Source organism: Cellvibrio sp. 25HG11W-0, assembly GCF_057815475.1.
The window spans coordinates 1,252,729-1,267,653 of the sequence record NZ_CM174230.1 but is presented as its reverse complement, the minus strand read 5'-3'; the positions used below and the strand labels follow the sequence as shown (position 1 = coordinate 1,267,653).

Sequence of the window (14,925 nt, the reverse complement as noted above, 5' to 3'; positions counted from 1 at the left end):
AATTTTCTTATTTTAAATTGCTAACGTTGAAAACGTATTTTTAATCAAGGTTTAGTCACGTCAAAAGAACTGATTCGCACCGAACCGCCTAATGATTGGGTTGTGTAATTGAGAATACCAAAGCGATATCCCAGGAAATAATTCCACTCACGTTTCATCGTGAATGTGCCACCCAATTGAGTAAAATGCGTGCCGTTAGTGCTGTAATAGAAACGCGCAGTACCACCACCATTGGTGGTGCGAACATCGGCATCAATACGCAACCAAATTTTTCCACCACTGATTGCTGCACTTGCAGACTCTGCTCCAACATTGCTGGTATTCCAACTTGAATCCAGCGTTGCACCGGTTGTGGTAACAACGCGTGTGGAACCGTTCGCCTTCTTCACACCAATCCACGCGGATGAATCGCGCAGTGCTGCCAAGCCACTTGCATCACCGTTTTGCATCGCGCTGTAATCCAATTCAATGGTGGCGATTGAACGCGGGCCTTCAATACGACGAGTAAGCGTATTGCGTGCGGCATATAAATCATTAGTAATGGTTGCCGTGCGCAGGATCAAACCGTTGCCAGCTGACCATTTGCTGTTGTCAGGATTGTGGTTCCATTCCCAGGCAGGATTAAGCGTGGCGCTGGTAAAAACATCTTTTACATTGCGTGGTTTTACTTTATCAGCACCGCAGGGCAAATTCGGAAAGGGATAAGAAGCGCCCCACTGACCATTGACTAATGTCACTGAAGGCCAACCGTTACTCCATGTCATAGGCGCCATTACTGGTAAACGCCCAGCGGGAAATGCATCATTAAAGGCGATATAATACCAATCGCCATTTTGTGTTTGTACTATGCCGCCTTGATGCGGCGCGCCACCAGAACCTACACCGGCATAAGGCAATTTAACGGCGAAGGGACGAATTTCATAAGGACCGAAGGGACCATTGGTAGAGCGCGCAACATATTCACCATTAGCGTATTGCGTCATGAAAATATAATAGTTTCCATTAATTTTATAGAAGCGCGAACCTTCGAGTGGGCCGGAAATATTGGCTGGAGTTTTAAATACTTCTTGCCGACGAACTTCGCGCAGTCCATCTGCACTCAGCTCTGCCACATTGATGGAATTATTGCCCCAAGCCACATACATTTTGTCGGTGTCTTTATCAACCAATAAACCCATATCGTAATAACACGCTTGGCTGTAATTTTTAGTCCAAGGGCCTTCCGGCGATTTGGCGGTAAATACATAACCACCGCCTTTATTGTGCATGCAGCCCATCCAATAAAATGTTTTATTGCTTTCGCGATACTGCAATGAAGAAGCCCAAATACCATTGACGTAGGAGCGGCTGCCGTTAAGGCTGTAGGAGCTATCAAAATCCAGCACGGGCACTGAGTGCGAAATGTATTCCCAATTCACTAAATCATAGGAGCGCAATACGGGTGCGCCGGGAGAGTGATGAAAAGTTGATGCGGTGTAGTAATAGGCATCTCCTACGCGAATCACTTCAGAATCCGGTAAGTCTTCCCACATCAAAGGATTTGAATAAGTGGATGGACAGGTCGATGTAGTGGGTGGCGGATTATCAGTGACGTTGCAATTACCCGTTGTCACATCTGCGCCCGATACAGTTAATGAATCTATATTTGGCAAGCCCTCCGCAGTTAATGCAGACAATTGCACAACATTATTGCCCTGCACTAAATCCACATCGATGGATGCCGTTTGCCAATTTGTCCAACTGCCAGTAGTCGGCAAACTTAAGGTGTAATTACCGTTGCTACCACCATTAATGACCAGCGTACCATTTCTATTCGTTGCCCCACCATTAGCAAAACGAAAACTCAAGGTTTGGCGGTTACTAGTTGAAGACTCCAATGCCCAAACAACGGCATTTCCCACTGCATTATTGGTGTTTGCAAATCCTGCTCCGGTAAACCCGGTATTGTTGCTATCGATAGTTCCATCAACACGACAGAATCCCGCTTGTGATTCCTGAATTAATAGAGAAAACGGTGCTGAAATACTTGAGCGAGATGATGAACTGATTACGGTGAGCGCAGATGAACTAGCGCGCGAAGAACTAACAACTGGTGGAGCGGACGAACTTGAACGCGCAGAGCTTGTAGGTGTTGTAGTTCCGCCACAAGCAGCCCCATTTATTATTGGGCGCTCTGCGGCAGCGCCATTTTTTTCACCTTGCACACCAAATGAAACCGATTGGCCCGCCGCAATACTCGCGTTCCAATTCATATTAGTGGCGGAGTATGGATTAGCGCCGGAAAAATTAGCATTCCAACCGCTCGTCATACGGTTACTGGCGTATTGCCAATTGACATTCCAATTATTAATTGGTGCATCAGTATCATTTTTAATGGTGACACTCGAGGTAAAACCATTCGACCATTCGCTATCGATGCTGTAAGTGCACGCTGCCATAGATGACGATGAAGCAAGAGCAATGAATGCGCTTAACCCCAAGCTAGCGCTCAGGAATTTTGAATTAAATGGGTTTGTGTTTGGCAACTTTTTATTTTTCATTATTATTTCCTCATCAAACATTAAGGTAATACTTAAGTGTTCTAGCGAAAAAAAGCCCAGTATTACACTAGGCTGAATCAAGGTATCCATGACTGCAGGGGACTTGCAAAATCAGCAGTGGCACAGTGAAGCCACTGCTGAGTTATTCCGCCAAGCTATTCGCATAGCAACTCGGCGGATTTTTAGCCGAAATTATTTTTTCAAACGCAGCAAACCTAGCTTATATGGAATGGTGTTGTAGTCAGAACTGGTGCCCGCTTGACCTTGATAGAGGAACTCTAGATTACAAGGATCAACAGTTAACCGCTCATCAAAACCCGAACGAACCAATTCACCATGGCTAATACCATCTGCCCATTTACCGCTCGGCCATTCCACATTGTTATTACCTGCAAATGGGTTGTCATTGGTGTCGGCTAATGGACTCCACGGGCCGTCTAAACTACTAGATGTCCATGAGCGGAACATACGTGGACCATTTGGATAAGCCTCAACCATTAACAAATATTTATTTTGTCCGTCCAATTTATAAACATTGGGAGCTTCAAATAAATATTGGTTGCCATTGCCGCGGTGATCTTCCATCACGATGGAGTAACCCGAGAAGTTGGGGAAATTTCCGATGGTGGTTTTGGATACATACAAAACACCGTCGTCACGCGAGAAATACAAGTAGCAGTGAGTCGCGTTACAAATCACCCAGAAATCTAACGAGTTAGTTGGCTCACCTTGCAGCAATTTCTTTTTAGCTGACCAGTTTGGCCTGCTAATATCATCAGTCGTTGCGTAGGCGCCGCCCCATTGTGTAATCAAATACCATTTGTTGTGCGGGCGGAAATAGAACACTTGTGGCGCAACGGCATTGCCCACTGTAGTTCCATTCATGGACGTGTGCGGAGCCTGCTGTGCGCTGTTCCAATCAGTAAAACTTGTGTACATCGATTTGTAGGAAGTATCGTAATAAGTTGCGTACACATGATAAGTGCCGTTGTATTTCACCACAGAAGGATCTTTAATCGATTTCCAATTTGAGTTTTTGGGGCTGATCAAGGGTCCGGTAGAGGTCCACTTCAAGGGTGCCTTAAGCTCACAGGTTTGCGGTACGCTTGACGATGAACTACTAGAAGAGTTGGAAACAGGCGCCTGCCCACCAATAGAAAAATCATCCGCGTAATAACTTATGCTGGCATCGGTAGCTTCGATAATAAAATGTTGAAATGCTGTTGAGCCTGACTGAGTGTAATACCCTTGCAGCAAACGCCATTCATTAGCAGATGCCGTAGCGGTAGCAACTTGCGTGTATTCATTGTAGGTAGAGGTATCGCTATCCTCCTGACGCTTAGCGGTTAGTTGAATAACACTATCCGGTGTACCAGGTGCGAGCTTTATCCACACAGCAACATCGTATTGGCTGCCACTCACGAGCGAACCAGTGCTGAACGTCAAACCATTCCAACTGCCTGTGCGCCCAGTAATTAAGGCGCTGGCAGAACCGCTGCGCTTATCTTGAGTTGAACGAGTAATCGTTGCGGCAGTTGTCGACCAGTTAGTCAATCCATTTTCTACCCCACCATTCTGTGCAAAATTATTGGCAGGCACTGTATAACCGCTGGATGACGAAGAGCGACTACTAGAGCCAATAAAGCTTGAACGCGGTACCGAGCTGGGTGCAAGACTCGAACTAAGTACAGAACTTGCTACGGAGTTTGCAACAACACTGGCGCCGACAGAACTTACTGGAATGGTGCCGCCACAAGCAGCTCCGCTTATTACCGGACGCTCAGCGACACCGCCATTTTTTTCTCCTTGAAACCCAAACGATACTGACTGGCCGACAGCAATATTACCGTTCCAAGCTATATTGGTTGCGGTATATGGATTGGAACCTGAAACGTTGGCATTCCATGTACCGCTTATACGGTTGGCAGAATATTGCCAATTTACGCTCCACCCATTAATAGGCGCAGCGGTATCATTTTTAATAGTGATATTGGCAACAAAGCCATTTGGCCACTCGCTGTCAACCGAGTAAGTACAGGTTGCAAATGCTGAGTGAGACAACACTGCCAAGGCAGCACTAGCACCAACCAACCAGCAAGTACGTTTAAGTACTTGAGCAAGAATGGTGGGAGAATTTTTATCATTAAACATTTTAATTGTCTCCGTTAATAAATGAATTCATATTTATTTTTAATATCATGAAGTTTCATAAATAGAAGTGAGTTTTTCTAGAGAGAAAAGGAGTAACTCATAAAAATCCTTATTTATGAGTTACCAAAAGACGCGTTACTTGTTGATGTAATTATTCAACAGCCAGGTCATTGCGGGGCGTGGCGTGCCATTGTCTTGCATCAAGCCGGATCCATCGATCCAGGTTCTGCCATTCACGTAGCCCCAGATGGTAATACCCTTAACGTGCGGGTGATCCCAGAACACGGGGAAATGAGCTTGGAAGTTCTGCAATTGCACTTGATCATTGGTATCACCAATATCGTATTCAGAAATATAAATGGGCTTACCCACTTGATTCCAAATATTATCGATCGCCGTTTTAACTTGCGCACCGGTCATACCCTTCAACTCGTGAGACTGCAGGCCAACCGCATCTATATAGCCGCCTTGCGCCAAAGGCTTAGCGAGCGCAATAAATTCATTGTGCTGCCAACGGATGTTGTTGTAGTCGTTCAAAATTAGGATTGAGTTAGGGCAATATTGGCGCGCCAATTGAAACACCTTCTGAATCCAGTTATTACCATAGGCTTTTTGCGCATAACCCGCTGGTTGATGGCCAGGTACAGCTTCGTTAACTACGTCGATCATTGCTGTATCGGGATAACGAGCACAGTAATCGCGAATCCACTCTTCAATTTCAGCAGCCGTTTCAGACGCGCTCAAGTTGTTGATCCAGGACGGTGACTGTGCACCCCACACAAACGTATGTGCTTTTACCGGGATATTGTTAGCACGGGCGTATGCATAGATGCGATCAACCGGCGCCCAGTTGTATACATCACGAGTGCCTTCAACTGATCCCCATTTACCTTCATTTTCGCCGGTGATTTGATTCCAGTAACGATTGAAATCAGACCGTACTGCGCCACCGGTAGTAATGTTACCAATAAACTTTTTGGCAGCAGGAGCACTGCTTGATGAGCGCACAGAAGAACTGTTGGCAACCGGAGCCTGGCCACCGATAGAAAAATCATCGGCGTAGTAGCTTATGGTTGCGTCGGTTGCTTCGATAATGAAATGTTGGAATGCAGTTGATCCCGATTGGGTGTAATAACCTTGCAATAAACGCCACTCAGTAGACGATGCAGTAACCGTCGCAACTTGTGTGTATTCATTGTAGGTAGATGTGTCGCTATCTTCTTGACGTTTGCCAGTGAGTTGCACAACGCTATCTGGCGTACCTGGTGCAAGTTTTACCCAAACTGCCACATCGTATTGGCTGCCGTTAACCAGTGAACCAGGATTGAATGTCAAACCGTTCCAGCTGCCTGTGCGGCCAGTAATTAAGGCACTGGCAGAACCGCTGCGCTTGTCTTGCGTTGAACGCGCAACAGTGCCAGCCGTTGTTGACCAGTTGGTCAATCCATTTTCCACCCCACCATTTTGTGCAAAATTATTGGCAGGTACGGTATAGCCACTGGAGGAAGAAGAAACGCTTCTAGAGCTAACAGGTTGCGAGCTTGGCGTCACACTTGAGCGAGGCACTGAACTCGGTGCAACACTAGAGCGTGGCTGCGAGCTGGCAGAAACGACTGCGCCACAGGCAACACCATTTACAACTGGGCGCTCAGCTGCACCGCCATTTTTATCTCCTTGAAAACCAAAAGAGACCGACTGTCCCGCCGCAATGTTGCCATTCCAAGACACGTTAGACGCTGAGTAGGGATTCGAGCCAGAGAAATTGGCATTCCACGTACCTGTTATACGGTTGGTGGCATAACCCCAATTCACACTCCAATTGTTGATAGCTGCAGCCGTATCATTTTTGATGGTGATATTGGCGACAAAACCAGTGCCCCATTCACTATCAATATTGTAAGTACACGCAGCCATTGCTGAGTGAGAGAGAACCGCCAAGGCGGCACTAGCACCCACCACACTACAGGTGCGTTTAAGCACCTGAGCAAGAGGGTGAACTGAATATTTTGATACATGCATGATGCAAATCTCCGCTTATATTTATTGGATAAAGTATTGGTACTGTTAGATTAAAAACATCGCCCTCTTAAGCCTTGATCAAACACAAACAGACAAAAAACAACCATTGCTATTTTCAGGTGCTGTTCGTGGCTACCAAGACTTATGAATCGTCAGGATTTATATTATTGTTATAGCGTCAACCTGCTGAGAGAGGCTGAGTGGCAGGGTGGAAAATAACCCAACAAACGGAGGACTTTTTGCAGTTTTGAGGGAGTCTTTATAAAATTATTAAAAATTGAAGGTTTTATGTAATAAGTTGAATCCATTTTGTCACGCTAAAGCACAGAGCGTGATGCAGCTCACTTAAATAGTCATCTACATATGAATTGAAAATAAGGCTGAATATTTTTAACTGCTTTAGGTGTTCATTACTGTTGAGCAATAAAAAAGGCCAAGTGTGATGCACTTGGCCTTTTGCTTTTTCATCAATACTTAAACAATTTCTTGAGTCTGACACAAGGTCTTAAACGTTTTAGGTGCGCAACCATATTCATTCTTAAACAGCTTATTGAAGTAAGAAACATTGTTGTAGCCTACAGAATAGGCAATCTCCGAAATATTGGCCGCCTCATTTTCTGTTAAAAGGCGCGCGGCTTCTGTTAAGCGTAATTTATTCAAGTAAGCGCTGAACGTGAGGCTTAGTTCCCCTTTTAAGATTTCGTTTATTTTTGTTCTATTTATCCCAAGCACTGCCGCCGCCTCATCTAGGTTTAAATCTGGGTTGGCATATTCCGTGGCAATATAGCGCAGCAGCGTACTTTTTTCTTTGTCTTTTTGAGGTTCAATAGTTAATTGCCGATACGCCATAAGCGGCTGATCTTGCTTAACTTTGAACTTGAGTTGCGCAGTTAGCGCCAGCACGTAGAAGCGCAGTGCGCAGATTATAAACAGCACCCACAGACATACACTCACCGCAACCGCGATATAAACATAAGCTGCATTAAACCCGCGTAAGCTTACGTCCGTAAGCTTCACATTAGAAGGTGTATTTAGAGGACTCTGTAAGGAGTTCACCCAGGCAAAGCCCATAACCTTATTCAACTGAAACCCTTGATCGCTGATCTCATACCCATAGCGCCCCAACCACCAGTGGGGAGTCATTAAATCGCTAAAAGGAATCGTGATGTCAGCCCAGTGACTATCGCAGGAAAATGCAGTGGACGAAACACGACGTGTATCCATGTTTTTATAGTCAGTCACTTTTTCATCAAAACTAAACAACACCAAAAGCAATACATTTTTAGGATCACAAATCATCCTAAAAGACAGGCTATCAAAAGCAGTGAGATCCACTTGCTTATGGGGTTGAACAGGATCAATAAAATAGAAAGAGTAATGCGTATAGGGGTAGGCGCCATTTGGGTCTAGAAAAAAATCATAGTCAATTGCACCTACATCACTATTAAGCCTTAGCTTAGTTTTCCCCATGGGCTTTTTCGGCTCTATAGCGGGAGCCCACAAAAAATTGCTGTCACGCCCCGGAAATAGCGAAACATTTAACGTCGCCTTGGCCACCCCCACATAGATTAGTAGCCCTGTAAGCACCAATAATGCCGATAACCCTATTACAAGATTTTTATAAAACTTCAACATCTAAGCTTTGACCTACCAGCAGGAATGAATACAACACAAACAAAACGTTTGTTAGCGCAAACTCCATAAAGCCATATTTTGTATGCAGTACGAGGTACGAGCCTCTTTGTGATGGCGTAAATGAGCACTGCGTGAAAAACTATCGGTTTATATGATTATTTTTATCTAAACCCAAGGGAGGAAGAAACCCACGATATATCAGCGCTCAGGTTCTTCTATAGCGACTCATCACGGTAGAGTCTGGTTTATTTGGCTGATACTCTCACCAGACCAAAAACCACAGAAAACCTACAATAACAACTTAAATACGTCTTTTCGGCCTCATCTTCTGAGAAAAGCAAGAAGCTTTGAGCGATTTTCCTGCTGACATAATGACATGCCGAACGTTTGAAGCACAAGAATCCATTAAATAATGATGTGACTCCAACAATCTAGAAATGCCAACCACCTCACTTTTCCATAGATACTAAGTCTAAAAACTCGATAAACCGACAGAATATGTATTACTTATATAGAAACTTGACCAGATACCGGAAACCAATTTCACTAATAAAAACAGCTATTGGTATAAATATTATTTATTAGGCAACCTAAAGCGATACAGCATCACAAATTCGGCAGGAGAAGCCGAAATTAACCACCATCCCAACCCTCGCACTAAATATCAAATAATAGTAGCGAGGACGTTCACTCAACTGACAAACAGCACCCCCTAGCCAGCTGACAACATGCTTATTAATGAGTCATTTTATCGTCACTTAAGCTGTTGAGTTATGTTATGGGCTATGTGTCCTGCAACAAAATCCACTACACTCTAGCCACTCAGTTAACTAACTGATATCCACATCACGACTAAAACCATTCGCTTCGACTCGCAAACAACTGCCTATATATCAGGGCAAAAAGGATCACCCATGAACAAAATCCGCTGGGGGGTGTTGAGCACCGCTAATATTGGCCGCACCAAGGTTATTCCTGCACTGCAAAGCTCCACCTACAATCAAGTTGTCGCCATCTGCTCGCGCGATCAAGCTAACGCCCGCAAAGTCGCCGATGAGCTTTCAATAGAGCGCGCCTACGGCAGCTATGAAGCTCTGCTCGCAGACCCCGACATAGACGCCATATACAACCCGCTGCCCAATCATCTACATGTAGATTGGTCGATTAAAGCACTCGAAGCAGGCAAACATGTGCTCTGCGAAAAACCTATTGGCCTCGACTGTGCAGACACTCAGCGCCTACTCGATGCCGCCGCTGCCCATCCTCAGTTAAAAGTGATGGAGGCGTTTATGTATCGCTTTCACCCGCAATGGGAGCGCGCCAAAGAACTCGTGAACACTAAGATCGGCAAACTGCGCCAAGTACATTCGCACTTCGCCTACAACAATCGCGATACAGGTAATATTCGCAACCTAAAATCCATGGGCGGCGGCGCTTTAATGGATATTGGTTGCTACTCTATTTCAGTATCGCGTTGGCTCTTCAATGCCGAGCCACTGCGCGTCATGGCGCAAATAACTCCGTTCGAAGGACAAGAAGTGGATTGCCAAGTGTCAGCCATTATGGAATTTGCCGAAGGCAGTGCCAGCTTTACCGCGGCCACTAAAATTGAATGGATGCAATATATGGAAGCCTTTGGCGAAGAAGGCAGTGTATTTTTACCCCTGCCCTTCAGCCCTATCGCCGACAAAACCACCCAAGTGTTGCACAAGCGCGACAACGAACAGCAAAGTTACGAAATTGCGCCGAGCGATCACTACCGCGATATGGGCGATGCATTTGCACTCAGCATTATTAACAACACACCAGTGCCAACGTCGCTGAGTGATGCTATGGCGAATATGAAAGTCATTGATGCACTGTTTAAAAGCGCAGAAGAAGCGCGCTGGATTACGCTGTAACACGAGCGTGAATCCAGTGCAGACACTACCGAAGCAGCCATTGTAAAATGACTCGCATTAAAAGCCACCACCAGAGTGGCTCACACAACTCACACCCACCTAATTTTTGCAAACACGAGTTAACCATGCAAACACCTTCTAGCAGTAAACCGCGTATTGTTATTGTCGGCGGCGGCGCCGGCGGATTAGAACTCGCCACCAAACTTGGACAAAAACTCGGCCGCAAAGGCAAAGCGGAAGTTACTCTGATTGACCGCAACACAACACACTTGTGGAAACCATTACTGCACGAAATTGCCGTAGGGACCATGGATGAAGGTGTAGATGCCGTAAGCTATCGCGGCCACGCTATAGCTCACGGTTTTTTCTTTCGCGTAGGGGCCATGATGGACCTCAAGCGCGAGTCCCGTCAGGTCGTGCTTGCCCCCATAAAAGATGAAGACGGCACCGAAGTATTGCCCTCAACGACCATTCCCTACGACTACCTCGTTATAGCGCTCGGCTCAGTCTCTAACGACTTTAATACACCAGGTATTAAAGAGAACTGCATCTTTCTCGACAGCCCTGGGCAAGCGCATAAATTTCGCAACAAAATGCTCAATAAGTTTTTGCGCATTCAACGCCTCGCAGGCGAAGATGATCATGTGCGTATCGCCATAGTCGGCGCGGGCGCTACTGGCGTAGAGCTTTCGGCTGAACTGCATCACGCCGTGCATGAAATTCACAACTATGGCTTCCCTGCAGTTTCCAACGAACATCTCAATGTCACCCTTATTGAAGCAGGGCCGCGTATATTGCCGCCATTGCCCGAACGCATCTCTGCCGCGGCCCACGCCGAACTGATAAAAATCGGAGTGGACATCAAACTCAACACCAAAGTCGTTTCCGCCTCTAAAGAAGGGCTGCACACTGGCGATGGCCAACTGATTGCCGCTGACCTCATGGTCTGGGCTGCAGGCATAAAAGTGCCAGATTTTATGGCCAATATTGCGGGGCTGGAAACCAATCGCATCAATCAACTACACGTCAATGAATTTTTACAAACTACGCGCGACGAAACGATTTTTGCGATAGGCGACTGCGCTCAATTTATTTCACCGGATGGCAGCCGGGTACCTCCGCGCGCGCAATCAGCACACCAAATGGCCAGTGCCTGTTACACCAATTTAATGGCCACCCTCAACCACAAACCGCTCAAAGTATATAAGTACACCGACTACGGCTCACTCATCTCCCTCGCGAACTATTCCACCGTTGGCAACCTTATGGGCAACCTCAATACGGGCAGCTTGTTTATTGAGGGACGCCTCGCGCGGCTGGTGTATGTATCCCTGTATCGCATGCATCAAATTGCAATTCACGGTTTTATTAAAACTGGACTGGTCATGCTGGCGGGGCGTATTAATCGCTGGTTGAAACCGAGGTTGAAATTACACTAAGTTGTTCTGCTCGGCTGCTCTACTAGGCTATTCAGCGTCAATACTGAATAGCCCACTCATACTCACCAGAGGCATTAGGACATGAAACAACGCACTATTACTCTCGCTATGACCGGTGCCTCGGGCGCACAGTACGGCTTACGTTTGCTGCAATGCTTGCTAGCGGCGGACTGCAAGGTTTATGTCATGCTCTCCAGTGCCGCTGCGGTGGTCATTCGCACCGAAACAGATTTAGATTTGCCGGAAACACTAGAAGAACAGCAGCTTTTTTTAAACGAATACTACGGTGCCGATGATGAGCAATTACAGCTATTAGCGAAAGACGATTGGTTTTCGCCGGTAGCTTCAGGCTCTAGCTCCCCCAGCTCCATGATTGTATGCCCTGCCAGTGGCGGCACCCTATCAGCCATAGCCTATGGCGCGAGCAATAACTTGATCGAACGCGCTGCCGATGTGGCGCTAAAAGAACGCCGCCAGTTAATTTTAGTCCCGCGCGAAGCGCCCTATTCACAAATTCATTTAGAAAATATGCTCAAACTCACTAAGATGGGAGCATTGATTATCCCCGCTAGCCCCGGCTTTTATATGCAACCACAGACTATTAATGAACTGATCGACTTCATCGTGGCACGCATTCTCGATCAATTAGGGCTAGAGCAAGATTTGATGCCGCGCTGGGGCGAAGATTAACCCCCTTTACCTATTCGCTATCTCGCGGTTTTCGCCTAGTATTAACACATTAACCTTGTTCCGATTGATGAGTTCAAATGGCGCTTGCAGATTCACTCCCCTGCATATTATTTACCTTTACAGGTGCTCTCGGGCACGGGTGTAAGCTGTGCTATTGCAATCACAACCTTGTGGATTTATTTGGTATAGAGACTGCGGATCTGATTGAAGAAAGCAGATTGCCCTTCACAAAGCTCAGTGATCTTGATCAACTGCGCATAACGGAGTTACTACAAGAACTGATTCAAGGCCAGCATCCAACAGTAACTGCTCGCTTCTGTATACCCCACAATCAACAAAACCACTGGTTTGAATTGCATGCATCACCAGAAGATAGCGAGTCACCACTCACTATAGAACACCAACCTACAAGCCCTCACGCGACCAAATTCCAGGCCACAATTTATCAAATCACTCAGCAATATGCGGAACAGCAACGAACACTGGAGTCTGCAGGCTTCTTCTTAAATATCCTCGACCAACTACCCGACCGTTTCTATTACAAAGATGCCCAATCACGTTACCAAGGTGGCAATAAAGCTTGGCGTGAGTTTCGCGGCATTGCCAACATGGCACAGTGGATTGGCAAGACCGATCTCGACTCCACTGAGTTTGATCACGAGTTTAGCCAGCGCCTCTTCAATGAAGAACAAGAGATGTTACGCACCGGCATGCCTATTAGAAGCCGAGAAACCCTGGAACATCGCGATGGCAGAGTTACTTATTCTGACTCAATAAAAAGCCCACTCTATGATTCAAACAAAAAAGTTATTGGTTTAGTAGGCTTAACTCGAGACATTACGGAACAAGTAAAAATTGAACAGGCACTAGCCCAAGCCAAAATGGCCGCAGAAGCCGCCGTCAAGGCAAAAAGTGCTTTTTTGGCGATTATGAGTCATGAAATTCGCACACCAATGAATGGCGTTATTGGCTGCGCCTCACTGCTCACCGATACACCTTTAAATGAAGAGCAGCAACAGCTCGTGCACACCATACAATCCTGTGGCGAAGGCCTACTTGTTATCATCAATGACATACTCGACTACTCCAAAATAGAGGCTGATCAATTCTCCCTAGATTCACACAGTTTTCACCTACGCGAGCTTGTTGAAGACACCTTTGATTTATTTTGTAAAAGTGCAGATGACAAAGACATAGAAATTAATTACTACCTTGAACCAGAAATCCCCTTAATGCTTATCAGCGACTCTTCGCGTATTCGACAAGTACTGATCAATCTTTTGGGCAATGCCATTAAATTTACTCAGCAGGGTGAAGTAACGCTCTGCGCAACGTTGCACGCTGTTAATAAGAAAGAGCACACATGCAGCATACGCTTTGAAATTAACGACAGCGGTATAGGCATACCAGAAAGCAGTAAAGCTAGCCTCTTTGAAGCTTTCACCCAAGCAGATGCATCGACCACACGCAAATTTGGTGGTACTGGCTTAGGTCTAGCGATCTGTAAAAAAATTGTGACCGCACTCGGTGGCGACATTGGCTTTAATAGCCAAGAGGGCAAGGGTAGCTCCTTTTTCTTTACCCTACCACTCAGTTATAGCCCGCATAGCGGCAACCATCAAAGCTTAGACACAAGCCTACTAAAAGGCTTTAATGCCCTGATTGTGGATGACAACGCCACCAATCGAAAAATTCTTTCCACCACACTTAAATACTGGGGAATGGAATGTACAAGTTTTTCCAGCCCTGAAAATGCATTGGAAAACTTTTCTCTCGGTCACAAGTACGACATTGCTATATTGGATCAGTGCATGCCTTCCATTCAGGGGACCGAACTCGCACAACACCTACAAAACATTGACCCACGCCATCCCATACCGGTCATTATTTTAAGCAGCGCGGCAGAGCGCATTAGCCTTGCAAACTCGACGTTTCAATACCTACAAAAACCCGCACACAACTCACAACTTATTCGCACGCTGTTTCGGCTCTTAAAACTAGGCACACAGCAGCTGCCTATAGCGCACACTAACACCACAACAATAAAAAAAGAGATGCGCATACTCATCGTGGAAGACAATGCAGTTAATCAAATGGTCATCTCCAAAATGTTAGCGAAACTCGGCTATCAAAAAGTTACTGCGGTAGCCGATGGCACCGAAGCCGTTGATATTTGCAAAAAAATGGAAGTGGATGTCATTTTAATGGATGTGCAAATGCGCCACATGGATGGCTACACCGCAACACGTAAAATTCGCGCCCACAAAAAACATTCATTTTATCCTTGGATAATCGCACTCACCGCGGGCGTACAGAAGGAGGATGCCGAGCGCGCACTCGCCTGCGGCATGAACGACTTCGCCACCAAACCCATTCAGCTTGAGAAAATTCGCGAACTGCTTGAGAAAGCAGAAGAGCAAATGCCAACATCAAAGCCCAAACTATAAAGCTACAGCTAACAGCACACGAAACCCGCAGCGCTGTATAGCAAGCCTCTGCATCTGTTAAACTTTGCACTCCACCCTACCTCCTCGTTAATACACCTATTTA

8 protein-coding genes are annotated in these 14,925 nt (G+C 46.0%); 4 read left to right on the top strand and 4 right to left on the bottom strand.

Features of this window, described 5'->3' with window-relative positions; genetic code table 11:
* Positions 1–44: 44 nt before the first annotated feature.
* The 4 genes from AC0KUT_RS05210 to AC0KUT_RS05195 form a co-directional block, all read right to left on the bottom strand.
* The gene (locus tag AC0KUT_RS05210) at positions 45–2,540 is read right to left on the bottom strand and encodes a family 43 glycosylhydrolase (protein ID WP_488834091.1); all 2,496 of its coding nucleotides are present in this window, start codon (positions 2,538–2,540) and stop codon (positions 45–47) included.
* A gap of 192 nt (positions 2,541–2,732) precedes the next feature.
* Complete coding sequence (locus AC0KUT_RS05205) at positions 2,733–4,691, bottom strand: non-reducing end alpha-L-arabinofuranosidase family hydrolase (protein ID WP_488834089.1); 1,959 nt, start codon at positions 4,689–4,691, stop codon at positions 2,733–2,735.
* A 135-nt stretch (positions 4,692–4,826) separates the two neighbouring features.
* Positions 4,827–6,710 (bottom strand): endo-1,4-beta-xylanase, encoded by a 1,884-nt coding sequence (locus AC0KUT_RS05200; RefSeq protein ID WP_488834087.1) that lies wholly within the window; start codon positions 6,708–6,710, stop codon positions 4,827–4,829.
* 474 nt (positions 6,711–7,184) lie between these two features.
* On the bottom strand, positions 7,185–8,345 hold the full coding sequence (locus AC0KUT_RS05195; RefSeq protein ID WP_488834086.1) for a helix-turn-helix domain-containing protein: 1,161 nt from the start codon (positions 8,343–8,345) through the stop codon (positions 7,185–7,187).
* A 914-nt stretch (positions 8,346–9,259) separates the two neighbouring features.
* Between AC0KUT_RS05195 and AC0KUT_RS05190 the strand changes: the two genes are divergently transcribed.
* From AC0KUT_RS05190 to AC0KUT_RS05175, 4 genes are all read left to right on the top strand, one after another.
* Complete coding sequence (locus AC0KUT_RS05190; protein ID WP_488834084.1) at positions 9,260–10,246, top strand: Gfo/Idh/MocA family protein; 987 nt, start codon at positions 9,260–9,262, stop codon at positions 10,244–10,246.
* 125 nt (positions 10,247–10,371) lie between these two features.
* Entirely contained in the window at positions 10,372–11,685 is a 1,314-nt protein-coding gene (locus AC0KUT_RS05185) for an NAD(P)/FAD-dependent oxidoreductase (RefSeq protein ID WP_488834082.1), read from the top strand.
* A gap of 81 nt (positions 11,686–11,766) precedes the next feature.
* Positions 11,767–12,375, top strand: a complete 609-nt coding sequence (locus AC0KUT_RS05180) for a flavin prenyltransferase UbiX (RefSeq protein ID WP_488834080.1) — start codon at positions 11,767–11,769, stop codon at positions 12,373–12,375.
* A 170-nt stretch (positions 12,376–12,545) separates the two neighbouring features.
* The gene (locus tag AC0KUT_RS05175; protein WP_488834079.1) at positions 12,546–14,822 is read left to right on the top strand and encodes a hybrid sensor histidine kinase/response regulator; all 2,277 of its coding nucleotides are present in this window, start codon (positions 12,546–12,548) and stop codon (positions 14,820–14,822) included.
* The last annotated feature ends 103 nt before the right edge of the window (positions 14,823–14,925 follow it).